The sequence below is a fragment of the Mesorhizobium sp. M0701 genome (assembly GCF_040320365.1).
Taxonomy (GTDB): Bacteria; Pseudomonadota; Alphaproteobacteria; order Rhizobiales; family Rhizobiaceae; genus Mesorhizobium.
Genome location: NZ_JAMYPO010000017.1, coordinates 1 through 16,465, shown reverse-complemented (window position 1 = coordinate 16,465; position 16,465 = coordinate 1). Strand labels below are relative to the sequence as shown.

The window sequence follows — 16,465 nt, the reverse complement described above, 5'->3', positions numbered from 1 at the left end:
TCACTTCCGGTAGTTAGCGATCCTGAGCAGGATGAAGGCCGGCACGACGATCGCGGCACCGAGCAGGATGTAGCCGAGAAAGCGGTCGATGGCGTGGAAGCCCAAATTCCACAGGTCGATGAAGAATTTGCGAATGCCATAAAGCACATCCATCGGCGACCAGCCGAAGGCATTCATGACCAGCCCGACGAGGAACGACACCACAAGCAGCTTCAGGATCACCCGGAGCGGCGTATCGCCGAGAAAGCGGTTCAGTGCGGACAAGCCTGTCTCCACAGTCGGGTGCCGCGATTCGGGCACATGCCTAGAAATACGCAGTTGATAGCCCTGCATCAAGCCGAGCCCTCAAACCGGATTGCGCATCGGCGCCGGGCCATGATATCGGAGGAACCTGCGCGGGTATGATGTAATGGTAGCTTGTCAGCTTCCCAAGCTGAACGCGCGGGTTCGATTCCCGCTACCCGCTCCAGCTTTTGCCCCCGGTGCATTGCACTTGTTCTGGCCAAGCTGAAAACCAGCGGATTTACAGGCAGTTTTTACAGCCCGGCTAGCCGTCTTTCATCTGTTTGGCCGATGTGCCAGTTCGTGGAATATCTCACATTGAGGGTCGGCGGGGCCTCGAATGACCCCAACCGGAAAGTCTACCCTTGGCCCGCTGGCTTCTGCTGGCGGGCTTTTTTGAGCATCACACAATAGGGCCGACGTGCATCGGCGCCGCTGCTGGCGGGCTTGTCTGGTCGTCTGGCCGGGATGCGCCCGCTGCCCGCTCCAACCCTCAGCCCACCTCTCGCAGAATAAAATCGTGCAGCATCTTGGCTGCCGGTGACAGCGCGCGGTTCTTCACCGTGATCAGGCTGTAGGGCCTGACCTCGATATCGAATTCGGTCTGGACGACGTCGATGGCGCCGGCCAGGCCTTCCGGGCTCTGGATGAACTTCGCGACCTGGATCGACACCGGCGCGATGGCGTCGGATTGCGCGACCATGACCAGAGTCAATAGCAGCGAACTGGTGTTGAGGATGCGGTCCGGCAGCGCGATGTTTCGGTTCAGGAAGTTGCTCTCCATCGCCTGGCGCAGCGGCGAGCCGCCCGACTGGAAAACCCAATCATAGGCCGCGGTGTCTTCCAGTCGCACCGCCTTGCGCTTGGTCAGCGGGTGGCCGCGGCGCACGATCAGGCAGGCCTTCTCGACGCCGATGACTCGCGCTTCGAACAGCCGCGGATTGAGGTCGTCGGGGATGCGGGCGATGATGAAGTCGTGGCGGGAGGCGATCAGCTCGCGCGCCAGGACGTTCGATGTCTCGACCTGCATGGTGAGTTCGATGCGCGGATAAAGGCGCCGGATCTCGCGGATCGCCGGCACCGCCAGCTCGATCGCCGGTGCTGTCACCGCACCCAGGAACACCGAGCCGCCTTTGCCCGCCTTGAGCTCGAAAATCTCGCGATCGACCTCGCGCATCTCGAGCAGGATCGATCGCGCGCGCCGTGCCAACGCCTTGCCATAGGGTGTCAGCGTGATGCCGCGCGGCAGCCTTTCGCAGAGCTTGACGTCGAGCACGGCCTCCATCTCGGCGATCATGCGCGAGGCCGCCGGCTGCGAGATGTTCATGACCTGGGCCGCGGCGCTCACTCGGCCGTGCTCGTCGAGGGCTGCGATCATGCGCATGTGACGCAGGCTCAAGCCGCTGCGCAGCAAGGTTCCGCCATCACCCGGGATCTCATCGTAACCGGCTGATATTCCGCCAGGATTTCGCAGCGCCGCCATGATTCTTCCCTACTCTTACGCCCGGCGCCCTGGCTGGATCCGGCAGCGTCGTCACTAGCCTAAGCCATATCAGTCTCGATATAGCAACCATCAAAGATCGCATTTGACAGTTATGGCAAAGCGACACACCCTTCGCGCGTCCTGAGGCTTGACGGTCGGTGACGAGGGAAAACTCGTATCGATTGAACCAGAGTCTCGGGGCCGATTGGGAGGATACCGGAGATCGATTGACGGCAGCGGCGCGTTTGGCGCTCCTGCACGATTGCGCGGCCCACGAAACCCAAGGGTACGCGTCCATCAACCAGGGAGAGTTAATGTGAAGATTATCAAGACACTGGCCGCCGTCGCGGCCCTAGGCATCGCGGCCATGACGCTGCCGGCGCAGGCGGGCGAAGGCCTGATCGGCGTGCTGATGCCCACCAAGACCTCGCAGCGCTGGATCAACGACGGCGACGCCGTCAAGTCCCAGCTCGAGGCTCTGGGCTACACTGTCGACCTGCAGTACGCGCAGGACGACATTCCGAACCAGCTCAGCCAACTGGAAAACGAAATCACCAAGGGCCCGAAGGCGCTGATCATCGCTTCGATCGACGGCACCACGATGGGCGATGCGTTGCAGAAGGCGAATGACGCCGGCGTTGTCGTCGTCGCTTACGACCGCCTGATCAAGAAGACGCCAAATGTCGACTACTACACCACCTTCGACAATTTCGGCGTCGGCGTCATCCAGGCCAAATCGCTGCTCAAGGGTCTCGGTTATCCCGAGAAGAAGGGCCCGTTCAACATCGAGCTGTTCGGCGGTTCGCCGGACGACAACAATGCGTTCTTCTTCTATAACGGCGCCATGTCGGTTCTTCAGCCGCTGATCGACGACAAGACCCTCGTCGTGAAGTCCGGCCAGATGGGCATGGACAAGGTCGGCACGCTGCGCTGGCTGGCGGCAACCGCCCAGGCCCGCATGGACAATCTGCTCTCCGCCAACTACTCGGACGGCAGCCGCGTCGATGGCGTGCTCTCGCCCTATGACGGCCTGTCGCGCGGCATCATCGCTTCGCTACGCGCCGTAGGCTACGGCACCGCCGATCAGCCATGGCCGATCGTCACCGGACAGGACGCCGAGACCGCTTCGGTCAAGGCGATCATCGCCGGCGAACAGTATTCGACCGTGTTCAAGGACACCCGCGAACTCGCCAAGGCGACGGTCGAACTCGTCGACAAGGTGCTCTCGGGCGGCAAGCCGGAAGGCCTCGACACCACGACCTACAACAACGACGTCAAGGTCGTTCCCTCGATCCTGTTGACGCCGCATGACGTCGACAAGTCGAACTACCAGGCCCTGGTGGTCGACTCCGGCTACATCAAGGCCGAAGAACTGAAGTAATCGCGGTTACAAAGCCTGGGGTCCTGCGCAGGCAGGGCCCCTTTTCGTTGGCGAGCCAGCCCGGTATTGTTTGCGGACCTCGCAGGAGTGGTATTCTCAATGGCATCGACGATTTTGGAGATGCGCGACATCACCAAGACGTTTCCCGGCGTCAAGGCGCTGTCGAACGTCAAGCTCATGGTCGAGGAAGGCGAGATCCATGCCGTGGTCGGCGAGAACGGCGCCGGCAAGTCGACGCTGATGAAGGTGCTGTCGGGTGTGTATCCGTCCGGCACCTATGACGGCCAGATCATCTATCGCGGCGATGAGTGCCATTTCAAAGGCATCCATGACAGCGAGCGCAAGGGCATCGTCATCATCCACCAGGAGCTTGCGCTGGTGCCGATGCTGTCGATCGCCGAAAACATCTTTCTCGGCAACGAGCACGCCAGATACGGCGTCATCGACTGGAATGCCAATGAGGCGCGCACCAGCGCCCTGCTCAAGAAGGTCGGCCTCAAGGAAGACCCCAACACGCTGATCACCAATATCGGCGTCGGCAAGCAGCAGCTGGTCGAGATCGCCAAGGCGCTCAGCAAGGAAGTGAAGTTGCTCATTCTCGACGAGCCGACCGCGAGCCTGTCCGAAAAGGACAGCCAGGCGCTGCTCGATCTGCTGCTCGAATTCAAGCGGCAAGGCATCACTTCGATCCTGATCTCGCACAAGCTCAACGAGGTGAACCGGGTCGCCGACAAGGTCACCATCATCCGTGACGGACGGACCATCGAGACGCTGGCCAAGAAGGACATCTCGGAGGACCGCATCATTACCTCGATGGTCGGCCGTTCGCTCGACGACCGCTATCCGCCGCGCGAGCCGAAGATCGGCGAGACCGTTCTGGAAGTGAAAAACTGGTCGGTCTACCACCCCATCCATGCCGAGCGGCAGGTCATCAAGGGTATCAATCTCAACGCCCGCAAAGGCGAAGTGGTCGGCATTGCCGGGCTCATGGGCGCCGGCCGGACCGAGTTTGCCATGAGCCTGTTCGGCCGGTCCTATGGCCGTCGCATCACCGGCGAGGTGTTCCTCAACGGCAAGCCGATCGACGTCTCTTCGGTGAGCAAGGCGGTGGAACACGGCATCGCCTACGTTACCGAGGACCGCAAGACCTACGGTCTCAACCTGATCGACCACATCAAGCACAACATCACACTCGCCAACCTGCCCGGCGTGTCGCGCCGCGGCGTGATCGACGATTTGCGCGAGCTTTCGGTCGCCAACGATTATCGCGGCAGGACCAATATCCGCGCCTCGAGCGTCTACCAGATGACCGGCAACCTTTCTGGCGGCAATCAGCAGAAGGTGGTGCTGTCGAAATGGCTGTTCGCCAATCCGGAAGTGCTGATCCTCGACGAGCCGACACGCGGTATCGACGTCGGCGCCAAGTATGAAATCTATACGATCATCGCGCGTCTCGCCTCCGAGGGTAAGGCAATCATCGTCATCTCGTCGGAAATGCCCGAACTGCTCGGCATCACCGACCGCATCTACGTCATGAACGAAGGACGCATCGTCGGCGAAATGGCGGCAAGCGACGCCAGCCAGGAAAAGATAATGCGCGCCATCGTCCGCGGAGAAGGAAAAGCATCATGAGCACCGAAAGCGCTCCCGGGCCGCAGACCGGCGTTGCCCAGGATCTACAACAGGGACCTCGCATTGCCGTCTCGGCGCTGGTCACCAACCTGCGCGAATACGGGTTGGTGCTGGCGTTGATCGCAATCATGGTGTTCTTCCAGTTCACCACGTCCGGAACGCTGTTCAAGCCGGTGAACCTCAGCAATCTCGTGCAGCAGAACAGCTTCATCATCGTGATGGCGCTGGGCATGCTTCTGGTGATCGTTTCGGGTCACATCGATCTCAGCGTCGGCTCCGTCGCCGGCTTCATCGGCGCACTGGCGGCGATGATGATGGTCATCTGGCCGCTTGGCCCATTGAGCAATCCGCTGGTGGTGTCGATCATCTGCCTGATCGTCGGTGGTGCGATCGGCGCGGCACAAGGCTACTGGATTGCCTATCACCGAATACCGAGCTTTATCGTCACGCTGGCGGGCATGCTGATCTTCCGCGGCATCTGCCAGGCGCTGCTGGGTGGCGGGTCTTCCGTAGGGCCGCTTCCCGTCGGCTTCAAGGCGCTCAGTTCCGGCTTCATTCCGGACCTGATCGGCCCATTGACGCTGATACCGCCAACCGTGAACGCCGCCGGCAAAACCATTGTCGGCAGCGGCCTGACGCTGCACCTGACGACGATCGTGATCGGCCTCGTCGCCGTGCTCGCCTATGCCTATTTCGGGCTCAGGGCACGGCGCACCCGCGAGAAGCATGGCTACGAAGCCGAGCCCTTCTCGCTGTTCGTCGTCAAGACGCTGGTGATCAGCGCGCTGGCGCTGTTTCTCGTCTACCAATTCGCCACCTATAGGGGCCTCCCGATCGTTCTCATGGTGATGGGCGTGCTGATCGCGTTGTTCGTCTTCGTTACCAAACGCATGACGATCGGCCGTCGCATCTATGCGATGGGCGGCAATGCCAAGGCAGCCCAGCTATCGGGCATCAAGACCGAACGGCTGACGTTGATGGTGTTCATCAATATGGGCGTGCTGTCGGCACTCGGCGGCCTGATTATCGCGGCGCGCCTGGGGCAGGCTGTGCCGGCGGCCGGCCTCGGCAGCGAGCTCGACGTCATCGCCGCGGTGTTCATCGGTGGCGCTTCGGCGATGGGCGGCGTCGGCCAGGTGATCGGCGCGGTGGTCGGCGGCTTCATCATGGGCGTCATGAACAACGGCATGTCGATCATGGGCGTCAATGTTGATTGGCAGCAGGTGGTCAAAGGCCTGGTGCTGCTCGGCGCCGTCGTCTTTGACGTCTACAACAAGAACAAGGCTTGAGAGGCAACCAGGAGGCATACGGGTCACATCGCGGCGCTGCCGGGCGGCGCAAAGAAGTCCCCCGAGGGACCTGATCCGCGAGCGCAATCCGGACGAGAATTTCAACCGAGGCGCGGACAGGGTCCGGGCCGCGCAGGGTAGGGTTTGCCGAGAAAGGGCAGGCCAGCCCACAATTCAGAGAGGGTTACCATGCTGATCTCACAAATCCTCGACGACGCCGAGACGATCCGCGTCGTTGCCCGCAACGGCGGCAAGACCCGCGTCATCAACGGCGCCCGCAGCGTCTATTCGCTGGCGATGGAAGCCGCGCGTACCGGCAGTGGGCTTGTCGCCCTGATCGAGCGCAAAGGCTTCGGCGAAACCGTCGATCTCGACGCAGCCTACAAGAAGGGCCGGCTGCTGTCGCCGATCAACCATCCCGATCCGGCGCATCTCCATCTCACCGGCACCGGGCTGACGCATCTCGGCTCCGCCGCGACCCGCGATTCCATGCACAAGAAGCTCAGCACGGACGGCGAGGAACAGCTGACCGATTCCATGAAGATGTTCCGCATGGGGCTTGAGGGCGGCAAGCCGGCGAAAGGCCAGATCGGCGTGCAGCCGGAATGGTTCTACAAGGGCAACGGCACCATGGCGGTGGCGCCCGGTGCGGCGCTTATGTCGCCCGCCTTCGCTCAGGATGCCGGCGAGGAGCCGGAAATTGCCGGCATCTATGTGATCGGTGACGACGGCGCCCCGTTCCGTGTCGGCTTCACCCTGTCGAACGAGTTTTCCGACCACGTCACCGAGCGCGTGAACTACCTCTTCCTCGCCCATTCCAAGCTGCGCAACGCCTCGTTCGGGCCGGAGATCCTGATCGGCGACCTGCCGCCCGACATCCGCGGCGCTTCACGCATCCTGCGCGACGGCAAGCTGCTTTGGGAAAAGCCGTTCCTGTCGGGCGAGGCGAACATGTCGCACACCATTGGCAATCTCGAGCATCACCACTTCAAATACTCGGCCTTCCGCCAGCCGGGCGACGTGCATGTGCACATGTTCGGCACGGCGACGCTGTCCTTCGCCGACGGCATCAGGACCGAGGCCGGCGACGTATTCGAAATCGAGGCGCAGGATTTCGGCCTGCCTCTGCGCAACCCGCTTGAAATCGAGCAGCCGGTGAAGGTGGCGGTGAAGGCGTTGTAAACTGGTGACATAATTCAGGGGCGAGAAATGAACGGCCTGCGGATTGGCACTGTGTTCGTAAGTTTAGTCCTGTTCCTCGCCTATTTCTCCCCAGCGGCTTACAGCGCCGGACAATGCAGCGCAAAATCCTATCGCGAGGCCCGGATGTCGATGACTAACCGGCTTCTGGCCACCGGCTATTCGAAATCGCAAGTGAGCTTTCTGATGCGCAACGCGGATCGCATGACGTCCGCACTCCGCGCTGACAGACTGAACGACAATGGCAGAGCCTGCGGTGTCGACTCCGCCAGAGCCCATGTGCTGGGATGTATCGACAAGCAGTTGTTCCCCTTGCAGTCCAGCTCAAGCGCCTCACTTGACGACGAGAAGCAAACCAGAGGATTTTGGGGGAAGAAGCGATTGGCAGTGCGAGAACTGCTCTTTGTCGGTCAGTTTCATGGCTGCCTTGGCGCCGCGAAAGAATATCTGTTTCGCGGCTGACGGAATTGCGAACAAGCTCAGCGGGCGGCGCGGAAATGCTTGGACAGTTTCAGGCCCTGCGCCTGATAGTTCGAGCCTAGATCTGTGCCGTAGAGCGCCCGCGGCCGTTTCAGCATGTGCTCGTAGACCAACCGTCCGACGATCTGGCCGTGGTCGAGGATGAACGGCACTTCGTGGCTACGCACCTCGAGCACCGCCCGGCTGCCGGTGCCGCCCGACGCCGAATGGCCGAAACCCGGGTCGAAGAAACCGGCATAATGGACGCGGAACTCGCCGACCAGCGGATCGAAGGGCGTCATTTCGGCCGCGTAGAGCGGCGGCACATGCACCGCCTCGCGCGACACCAGAATATAGAATTCATCCGGATCGAGCACCAGCTCGCCGGCACCGCTCTTGTAGAGCGGCTCCCAGAAATCGACGACATCCTGCGCGGCGCGCTTGTCGACGTCGACCAGGCCGGTGTGGTGCTTGCCGCGATAGCCGACAAGCCCATCCTTGTCGCCGTCGAGGTCGATCGACAGCGCGATGCCGCCGCCTGAGATATTGGGTGGTTCGGTGGCGACCAGCATCTCGGCGCGGTGCAGGTCGTGCAGCTCGCTTTCCGACAAGAGCGCATTGCCGGTGCGGAACCTGATCTGCGACAGCCGCGAGCCGGTGCGCACGACGATCGGGAAAGTGCGCGGGCTGACCTCCAGATAGAGCGGGCCTTCATAGCCGGCGGCGATCTTGTCGAACTCGTGGCCACGGTCGGTCATTACCCGGGTGAAGATATCGAGCCGTCCGGTCGAGCTTTTCGGGTTGGCGGAGGCGGAAATATGGGCGGGCAGCGCCAGGCTTTCGAGCAGCGGCACGATGTAGACGCAGCCGGTTTCCAGCACGGCACCTTCGGCGAGGTTGATCTCGTGCAGCTTCAGCCGGTCGAGCTTGTCGACAACCCTGTGGTCCGGGCCGGGCAAGAAGGAAGCGCGCACCCGCCAGGCCTTGTCGCCGAGCCTGAGGTCAAGGCTGGCCGGCTGGATCTGATCGGCATCGAGCGTGCGCGGCGATTTCAGCGCACCCGTCTGGAACAGCGCGGAAATATCCTGATCGGGAAGAATGCCTGTCTGCCGCAAGGGTCTGGCTCCGTTCGAACGCCGGGCGAGGTCTTGTTCTGTCGCAGGTCCGACCGTGGACGCCTTTGGCACCTGCTTGGTACAACCCTCTTAATCATGCCGGCAATTGACGCAAGCGTGGCGCGGGTCTAAAGCTCGTTATCCCGTGGTGATTTGGCCGGTCGGCTTGCAGCCACGTTAAACAAGTCGCTAAAGGACCGTCGGGCCGCAAGGCCATATGGACCGGTTGCGACTTTCGCGACCGGTTTTTTGTTGTTTGGACCAATTTTGGTGTTTGGATGGAATGATGACCAAGAAGCGCGACTGGAAGCCTCAGACCGCACTCGTGCATGCCGGGACGCTGCGTTCCGGCTTCGGCGAGACCTCCGAGGCGATGTATCTCACCCAAGGCTATGTTTACGAGACGGCGCAAGCGGCGGAGGCCCGCTTCAAGGGCGAGGAGCCGGGCTTCATCTATTCGCGCTATGCCAATCCGACGGTCGACATGTTTGAGAAACGCATGTGCGCGCTGGAAGGAGCCGAGGACGCGCGCGCCACGGCATCCGGCATGGCGGCGGTGACGGCAGCACTGCTGTGCAGCGCCAAGGCGGGCGACCATATCGTCGCGGCGCGCGCGCTGTTCGGCTCCTGCCGCTGGGTGGTCGAGACGCTGGCGCCGAAATACGGCATTGAGGCAACGCTGATCGACGGCACCGACATCGCCAATTGGGAAAAGGCGGTCAAGCCCAACACCAAACTGTTTTTCCTGGAAAGCCCTACCAATCCAACGCTGGAGGTAGTCGACATTGCCGCCGTCGCGGGACTTGCCAATTCGATCGGCGCCAGGCTGATCGTCGACAATGTCTTCGCTACGCCCTTGCAGCAGAAACCGCTGCAGCTCGGCGCCCACATCGTCGTCTATTCGGCCACGAAGCATATTGACGGCCAGGGGCGCTGTCTTGGCGGCATCGTTCTGTCGGACAAGAAATGGATCGACGAGAACCTGCATGACTATTTCCGCCACACCGGCCCAAGCCTCTCGCCCTTCAATGCCTGGACGCTGCTGAAAGGCCTGGAGACGCTGCCGCTACGCGTACGCCAGCAGACGGAAAGTGCCGGCCGCATCGCGGATTTCCTGGCCGAGCGCCCGCAAATCGCCCGCGTCATCTATCCCGGCCGCGCCGACCACCCGCAAGCGGCCGTGGTCCAGAAGCAGATGTCGGGCGGCTCGACGCTGATTTGCCTCGATGTGAAGGGCGGCAAGCAGGCGGCCTTTGCCTTCCAGAACGCACTCGACGTCGTGCTGATTTCCAACAATCTCGGCGACGCCAAGAGCCTGATCACCCATCCGGCGACGACGACGCACAAGAACTTGACCGATGAGGCCCGCGCCGAGCTCGGCATCGGACCGGGAACGCTCAGGCTGTCAGTTGGCCTTGAGGACGCCGACGACCTGCTCGAAGACATCGAGCAGGCACTGAGAGTTGCCGGATAAGGGCTGGCCGAACAGAGGCGAGCGGGGACGCGCCGATCAGGCGCCGGACGGCGTCTCTTCCAGCTCCGCGACGGCCTTGGTCTGGATAGTCATCACATTGCCGCGCCAGTCGACGGCGCCGCTCAGCCATCCGCGCGCCCAAATGGCGGGAAGCATCAGGTCTCGCGCCATCATCGCCAGGATGGTGCGCAGCGACAGGTGCCATCCCTTGGCCGAGGCCAAGGCGCATTCCGGCAGGTAGGCCGCGACCAGCACGGCGATGGCGGTTGCCGGCAGGCTGACGCCGGCGTCAGCCGCCGCGATCAGAGCAAGCACCAGCGGCGGCGCTGCGCCGATCAGGATCTCGGGGGCGAAGAACAGCGCGAAGGTGACGCGGCGCAGCCGCGCCCAGCGCGCCTGCCGCGACCAGATCTCGCCAAACGTGCGCCGGCCGAGCGGCTGTTCGAAGGGCGAGGCGACAAGATTGACCCGCAGTCCGAGCCCGTTGACCAGCTTGGTCGCGGCGGCGTCTTCGGCGATCTCGGCAGCAAGCGCGCAGATGCCGCCATTGGCGTCGAGCATCGGCTTATTCCACAACATGCTCTTGCCCTGCGCGAAGCCGAGGCCGAGCGCCTCTCCGGCGTACTGCCAGCGTGCCTGCAGCGTGTTGAGAAAGGCGCATTCGACCTCCCCCCAGAAGCCGTCCGGTCGCGAGCCGATCGGCGTCGAGCAGACGAGGCCGGTGTCGTGCCGCCACGCCGCCATCAGGTGCTGGACGTAGTCGCTCGGCATAAGCACGTTGGAATCGGCAAGGATGACCCAGCTATAATGCGCCGCCTCCCAACCCTTCACGCAATTGTTGAGTTTTGGATTGCCGCTGATGCGGTCGTCACCGACTAGAAGACGGGCGCGAATAGCTGGAAAGCGCGCCATTGCGGCGGTGATCGGCTTGACCACCGGGTCGTCGGCATGGGCAACGCAGAAGATGAGTTCGTAGCGCGGCCAGTCGAGTGAGAAGGCGCGCTCCAGCGTCTCTTCGGCAAATGCCTCGACGCCGCGCGCCGGGATGACGATCGATACCGGCGGCGCGTTGGCCGCGGGCGGTGCGATCCTGGCTGGTCGCTTCAGCTTCAGCGAAGCTAACAGGATGCTGGCGAGATTTGAAAGAAGGATGGCTATGGAAAGGAGGGCGGCTGCGAATGTCGGTTCCATCGAGATCTGGTCACTCCAGAAGTGCCGGCCGCATGACGGCCGTTTTCAACAATTCGACAGAACGCTGAGTCGCCCGGCACAAGCCTGCACACCATCATTGTCATGTGTCACTTAAATGACATTGTTTTTCGGCACCTGCGCTCGAGTCGGGCAAGGAGATGACGCGCATCGTTGATCAAACTGCGCTGAGCGTCGAAAGTTCCATCTACATTGCTTTGGAGCAGTTTATGTACAGCGCCGTCACCCGCAACATCGAAGTGCAGGTCAGGCCGTTCTATCTGGAGGATCACTCCGACCCGCCGCAAAACCGCTATGTCTGGGGATATCAGGTGATCATCGACAATCAGTCGGATGAGTTCGTGCAGCTTCTGTCGCGCTACTGGCACATTACCGACGGCACCGGCAAGGTCGAGGAAGTGCGCGGCCCCGGGGTCGTCGGCGAGCAACCCGGACTCAACCCCGGCGACAGCTATCAGTATACGTCTGGATGCCCGCTCTCGACGCCGTCCGGCATCATGGTCGGGCACTACACCATGCGCAACAAGCGGGGCGAGACGTTCGACGTCGCCATCCCCGCCTTCTCGCTCGACTTGCCGGGAATGCGGCGCACCGTCAATTGACGGCCGTCATCCGGCCGCTGCAAACTCCGCCGGGTCGAAGTCATATTGCTTCGAGCAGAATTCGCAGGCGACGTGAATGCTGCCATCCTCGGTGCTGTCCCTGATCTCCTCGGCAGAAAAGCCTTCGAGGATGCCGTGGATCTTCTCCCTCGAGCATGAGCACTGGTCGGCGACCGGCACCCCGCCGAACACGCGGACGCCATGCTCGTGGAAAAGCCGGTAAAGCAGCCGTTCGGCGCCGATCGTCGGATCGATCAGCTCGGTCGGTTCAATAGTACCAACCAGCGCCAGCAGCTCCTGCCAGGAATTGTCGGTCGGGTCGTGGATTTCCTCACGCGGATCGCCGTCGCCACCGGGAAGGTCGGGTACGCGCATGCGCTCCGCCGACTGCGGCAGGAATTGTGCCAGCAGGCCACCGGCCCGCCATTGCTCGCGGGCACCGCCGACGCCGGGCGTCAGAAGCTTGGCAACCGAAAGCCGGAGGTCGGTCGGAATCTGCTCCGACTGGCGGAAATAAGTGCGTGCGGCATCTTCCAGTGTGACGCCGTCGAGCTGGACGATGCCCTGGTAGCGTTGTGTGTGAGCGCCCTGGTCGATGGTCAGCGCCAGGACGCCGCTGCCGAGCAGCGTCTGCGGTGACGTCTCGCCCGCAGAAGTCAAAGCCTGCAGCCGGTCGGCATCGAAGCGGGCATAAGCGCGCAGCGCGTGCGGCGTGGAGAAATCCGCGACCAGCATGTCGACCGGCCCGTCGGTGCGGGTCTGCAGAATGAACTTGCCCTCGAACTTCAGCGAAGTTCCGAGCAATACCGTCAACACACAGGCTTCAGCCAGGAGCCGGGCGACCGGCTCGGGATAGTCGTGGCGGCTGAGAATAGCATCGAGCATCGGCCCGAGCTGGACGGTGCGACCGCGCACGTCGAGCGGGCCGACCTCGAACGGCACGACATGGTCGTCGCCGGCGTAGCCGAATTCGCCGAGCTTGGGTTTATGTTCAGCCAATTGATGAGTTTCCAACATGACAAAGCTCCGGGGCGCGGCGATACCGCCCTCCGGGGCGCATGCGACGAGACGCGCTCGATTTGCGTGATGCGCCTGAGATAGGCACCACCAACTCCCGGATCAAGGCGGCCCAGATCAAGGCGGCGCAGATCAGGCCGGCCCGGATCACCGCGGCTCGTATCAAGCGCCCAGGCACCAGGCCAAGACCGCCTTCTGGGCATGGAGCCGGTTCTCGGCCTCATCGAACACCACCGAATGCGGTCCGTCGATGACCTCGTCGGTAACCTCCTCACCGCGATGCGCCGGTAGACAGTGCATGAACAGCGCGTCCGGCTTGGCTTTCGCCATCAGTGCCGCATTGACCTGATAGGGCAGGAAGACATTGTGGCCGCGGGCACGGTGCTCCTGGCCCATCGACACCCAGCAGTCGGTGACGACGCAGTCGGCCTCCTGAACGGCCTCCTCGGGCGAACGGGTGAATTTCAGCTTGCCGCCATTGGCTTTCGACCAGTCGACATGCTTCTGGGCCGGTTCGCTGCCCTCGGGCACGGCGACGTTCAGCTTGAAATGGAACCGCGCGGATGCCTCCAGCAGCGAATGCAGCACGTTGTTGCCGTCGCCGGTCCAGGCGATCGTTTTACCGGCCACCGGACCGCGGTGCTCTTCGAAGGTCATGATGTCGGCCATCAGCTGGCAGGGATGGGTCTCGTCGGTCAGCCCGTTGATGACGGGGACCGTAGCGTTTTCCGTCAGTTCCAGCAGCCGGTCATGCGAGGTGGTGCGGATCATGATGGCATCGACATAGCGCGACAGCACCTTGGCCGTGTCGGCAATGGTCTCCGAACGGCCAAGCTGCATCTCGGTGCCGGTCAGCATGATCGTCTCGCCACCCAACTGCCGCATACCGACGTCGAACGACACGCGCGTGCGCGTCGACGGCTTGTCGAAGATCATCGCCAGCACCTTGCCTTCGAGCGGCTTGCTGTGTTCGCCGGCCTTGAGCCTTGCCTTTCGCACCGCTGCGTCGTCGAGCATGAAGCGCAGATCGCCTTCGGAAACGGCGGAAAGATCGGTGAAATGGCGAAGGGACATCAGAAATTCCAGGATTACTTCGCAGCGGCAGCGACGATGGCATCCGCCAGGCTCTTGGCGCCGGCACGAATGCGCTCGAGCGCTTCGTGGATCTCGGCGTCGGTGACGGTAAGAGGCGGTAGCAGGCGGATAACGTTGTCGCCTGCCGGAACCGTCAAGAGATGCTGGTCACGCAGTGCCACCGTGACCTTGGTGTTGGGCATCGCGCATTTAAGCCCGAGCATCAGGCCGTTACCCCTGATGCTTTCGATAACATCCGGAAATTCGTCGGCGACGCCAGCGAGCCCCTGCTTCAACAGCAGTGCCTTGCGCCGGACGTCTTCGAGAAAGCCGTCTTCCAGCACCACGTCGAGCACGGCGTTGCCGACCGCCATTGCCAGCGGATTGCCGCCGAAGGTGGTGCCGTGCACGCCGGCGGTCATGCCGACCGCTGCCTCGTCGGTGGCGAGGCAGGCACCCATCGGGAAGCCGCCGCCGATGCCTTTGGCCACCGCCATGAGGTCGGGTGTGACACCCGCCCACTCATGCGCGAACAGCTTTCCGGTGCGGCCGACGCCGCATTGGACCTCGTCGAAAATCAGGAGCAGTCCGTGCTGATCGCAGAGCTGCCTGAGCCGCTTCAGCGATTGCGTCGGCACTTGCCTGATGCCGCCCTCGCCTTGCACCGGCTCGATCAGGATCGCTGCGGTTTCAGGCGTGATCGCCTTCTCGGCGGCATCCATATCGTCGAAACCGACCTGGTCGAAGCCGTCGACCTTGGGGCCGAAACCTTCCAGATACTTGTACTGGCCGCCGGCGGCGATGGTCGCCAGGGTGCGGCCGTGGAAGGCGCCTTCGAAGGTGATTGTGCGGTAACGCTCGGGATGGCCCTTGACGAAGTGGTAGCGCCGCGCCGTCTTGATGGCGCATTCGAGCGCCTCTGCGCCGGAATTGGTGAAGAACACCTTGTCGGCGAAGCTTGCGTCGGCCAGCCGCTCGCCGAGCCGGCTCTGTCCCGGAATCTCGTACAGATTGGAGACGTGCCAGAGCTTGGCGGCCTGCTCGGTGAGGGCCGCGACCAGATGCGGATGGCTGTAGCCCAACGAATTCACGGCGATGCCGCCGGCGAAATCGAGATATCGCTCGCCCTTGTCGGTGACCAGCCAAGTGCCTTCACCGTGGTCGAAAGCCAGGGGTGCGCGAACAAAGGTCTCGAAAAGCGCCGAACCGCTCATTATATGCGTCTCCGGAACCGGAAAAATCAAAAAGCCGCCAAAGCGGCGGCCCTTGTGGCTTATCGTGTTTTTCGGCCGTGAAGTCAACGAAAAGGTCGCGCAAGGTCGCGCGGCAAGTCCCCCAGCATAACGCCGGCTCATAAGCGACCGGGCAAGTTGGGGAAAACCGAAAAAACCGATTCGTGTTGGCCTTGGGACTCTTGTCACCGAGTCAGCGCATAAGGTAATTGTAGTAGAGAAATAACTAGATTTCGTGCGGCGGACCTAATCACCCGATATATGTGGTGTCTGCCCGGCAGAAGCCGGGTCGGGAATGGATTCCGATTGCCGCACGTTTCAGCAGGAGCGCGGTCTCATGAACTGGACTGACGAGCGAGTCGAACTTCTCAGAAAATTGTGGTCGGAGGGCCTCAGCGCCAGCCAGATCGCCGCACAGCTTGGCGGGGTCAGCCGCAATGCGGTCATCGGCAAAGTGCACCGGCTGAAACTGTCCGGTCGCGGACGCACGACCGCCTCACCGGCACGCCAGAAGAAGACGGTGCAGGGATCGACGATCCAGAAATCGGTGTCCCGGGCAGCAAGCGCCACGCGCCATGCCACCACCTCGATGTCGATCGGTGCGACCGCGCTCAAGGCGCAGTTCGATGCCGAACCGGTGGCGCGCCACTATATCCGCCCGGTCGAGAACGTCGTCGTGCCGATCTCGCGGCATCTGCAACTTGTCGAACTAAACGAGCGCACTTGCAAATGGCCGAACGGCGATCCGCTTTCGGAAGACTTCCATTTCTGCGGCAACGACGCCGCCGAAACCGGCCCCTACTGCAAGTACCACGCCCGCGTGGCGTTCCAGCCGGCATCGGAGCGGCGGCGGAGCAGATAGTTAGGGGAATAGGGGAGCAAGGCTACGGCAGTAGGTGAATTGTAGAGAAGCACGCTCCCGAAGCGATAGCCTACTGCCCTACTGCCCTACTGCCCTACTGCCCTACTGCCCTACTGCCCTACTGCCCTACTGCCCTACTGCCCTACTGCCCTAC

Annotated in this window: 15 protein-coding genes, 1 tRNA gene and 1 riboswitch; of the genes, 9 read left to right on the top strand and 7 right to left on the bottom strand. The window is 62.5% G+C overall.

The annotated features are described in order from the left end of the window. Entirely contained in the window at positions 1–264 is a 264-nt protein-coding gene (locus NKI24_RS17745) for a DUF6460 domain-containing protein (protein WP_023677362.1), read from the bottom strand. Positions 265–395: 131 nt separating this feature from the next. Here NKI24_RS17745 and NKI24_RS17740 point away from each other — a divergent pair. Further along, positions 396–469 (top strand) — tRNA-Gly (locus NKI24_RS17740). Positions 470–775: 306 nt separating this feature from the next. Here the strand turns inward: NKI24_RS17740 and NKI24_RS17735 are convergent. Continuing rightward, positions 776–1,765, bottom strand: a complete 990-nt coding sequence (locus NKI24_RS17735) for a LysR family transcriptional regulator (RefSeq protein ID WP_352747020.1) — start codon at positions 1,763–1,765, stop codon at positions 776–778. A 316-nt stretch (positions 1,766–2,081) separates the two neighbouring features. On the opposite strand from NKI24_RS17735, the gene chvE reads away from it, so the two are divergent. The 5 genes from chvE to NKI24_RS17710 all read left to right on the top strand — a co-directional run bounded on the left by chvE (position 2,082) and on the right by NKI24_RS17710 (position 7,729). Then, the gene (gene chvE, locus NKI24_RS17730) at positions 2,082–3,146 is read left to right on the top strand and encodes a multiple monosaccharide ABC transporter substrate-binding protein (RefSeq protein ID WP_254816339.1); all 1,065 of its coding nucleotides are present in this window, start codon (positions 2,082–2,084) and stop codon (positions 3,144–3,146) included. A 99-nt stretch (positions 3,147–3,245) separates the two neighbouring features. After that, positions 3,246–4,778 (top strand): multiple monosaccharide ABC transporter ATP-binding protein, encoded by a 1,533-nt coding sequence (mmsA, locus tag NKI24_RS17725; protein WP_352747017.1) that lies wholly within the window; start codon positions 3,246–3,248, stop codon positions 4,776–4,778. Continuing rightward, positions 4,775–6,067 (top strand): multiple monosaccharide ABC transporter permease, encoded by a 1,293-nt coding sequence (mmsB, locus tag NKI24_RS17720; RefSeq protein WP_292659525.1) that lies wholly within the window; start codon positions 4,775–4,777, stop codon positions 6,065–6,067. Before mmsA ends, mmsB begins: the two co-directional genes overlap by 4 nt. A gap of 189 nt (positions 6,068–6,256) precedes the next feature. After that, positions 6,257–7,249 carry an AraD1 family protein gene (araD1, locus tag NKI24_RS17715; protein WP_352747015.1) on the top strand — a complete coding sequence of 331 codons (993 nt, stop codon included), beginning with the start codon at positions 6,257–6,259 and terminating at the stop codon, positions 7,247–7,249. Between the two features lie 27 nt (positions 7,250–7,276). Continuing rightward, complete coding sequence (locus NKI24_RS17710; RefSeq protein ID WP_352747013.1) at positions 7,277–7,729, top strand: hypothetical protein; 453 nt, start codon at positions 7,277–7,279, stop codon at positions 7,727–7,729. 17 nt (positions 7,730–7,746) lie between these two features. Here the strand turns inward: NKI24_RS17710 and NKI24_RS17705 are convergent, their stop codons facing one another. Continuing rightward, positions 7,747–8,841 carry a 2'-deoxycytidine 5'-triphosphate deaminase gene (locus NKI24_RS17705; protein WP_352457732.1) on the bottom strand — a complete coding sequence of 365 codons (1,095 nt, stop codon included), beginning with the start codon at positions 8,839–8,841 and terminating at the stop codon, positions 7,747–7,749. A 135-nt stretch (positions 8,842–8,976) separates the two neighbouring features. Continuing rightward, a riboswitch (SAM riboswitch) is annotated at positions 8,977–9,054 on the top strand. A 70-nt stretch (positions 9,055–9,124) separates the two neighbouring features. On the opposite strand from NKI24_RS17705, the gene NKI24_RS17700 reads away from it, so the two are divergent. Further along, entirely contained in the window at positions 9,125–10,315 is a 1,191-nt protein-coding gene (locus NKI24_RS17700) for an O-succinylhomoserine sulfhydrylase (RefSeq protein WP_352747010.1), read from the top strand. A 36-nt stretch (positions 10,316–10,351) separates the two neighbouring features. Here the strand turns inward: NKI24_RS17700 and NKI24_RS17695 are convergent, their stop codons facing one another. After that, positions 10,352–11,506, bottom strand: coding sequence for a glycosyltransferase (locus tag NKI24_RS17695; RefSeq protein ID WP_352747007.1), 1,155 nt, complete (start codon positions 11,504–11,506; stop codon positions 10,352–10,354). A gap of 227 nt (positions 11,507–11,733) precedes the next feature. Between NKI24_RS17695 and apaG the strand changes: the two genes are divergently transcribed. After that, on the top strand, positions 11,734–12,126 hold the full coding sequence (gene apaG / locus NKI24_RS17690; protein WP_352744534.1) for a Co2+/Mg2+ efflux facilitator ApaG/CorD: 393 nt from the start codon (positions 11,734–11,736) through the stop codon (positions 12,124–12,126). Positions 12,127–12,132: 6 nt separating this feature from the next. Here the strand turns inward: apaG and NKI24_RS17685 are convergent, their stop codons facing one another. From NKI24_RS17685 to NKI24_RS17675, 3 genes are all read right to left on the bottom strand, one after another. Then, positions 12,133–13,143, bottom strand: a complete 1,011-nt coding sequence (locus NKI24_RS17685; RefSeq protein ID WP_023677351.1) for an Hsp33 family molecular chaperone — start codon at positions 13,141–13,143, stop codon at positions 12,133–12,135. Between the two features lie 162 nt (positions 13,144–13,305). Further along, positions 13,306–14,217 carry an ornithine carbamoyltransferase gene (gene argF / locus NKI24_RS17680; protein WP_352747004.1) on the bottom strand — a complete coding sequence of 304 codons (912 nt, stop codon included), beginning with the start codon at positions 14,215–14,217 and terminating at the stop codon, positions 13,306–13,308. Between the two features lie 14 nt (positions 14,218–14,231). Then, positions 14,232–15,431, bottom strand: a complete 1,200-nt coding sequence (locus tag NKI24_RS17675) for an aspartate aminotransferase family protein (RefSeq protein ID WP_352457728.1) — start codon at positions 15,429–15,431, stop codon at positions 14,232–14,234. A 355-nt stretch (positions 15,432–15,786) separates the two neighbouring features. Here NKI24_RS17675 and NKI24_RS17670 point away from each other — a divergent pair, with 355 nt between their 5' ends. Then, positions 15,787–16,311: a GcrA family cell cycle regulator gene (locus NKI24_RS17670; protein WP_023677348.1), complete on the top strand. Its 525-nt coding sequence runs from the start codon at positions 15,787–15,789 to the stop codon at positions 16,309–16,311. Positions 16,312–16,465: the final 154 nt, after the last annotated feature.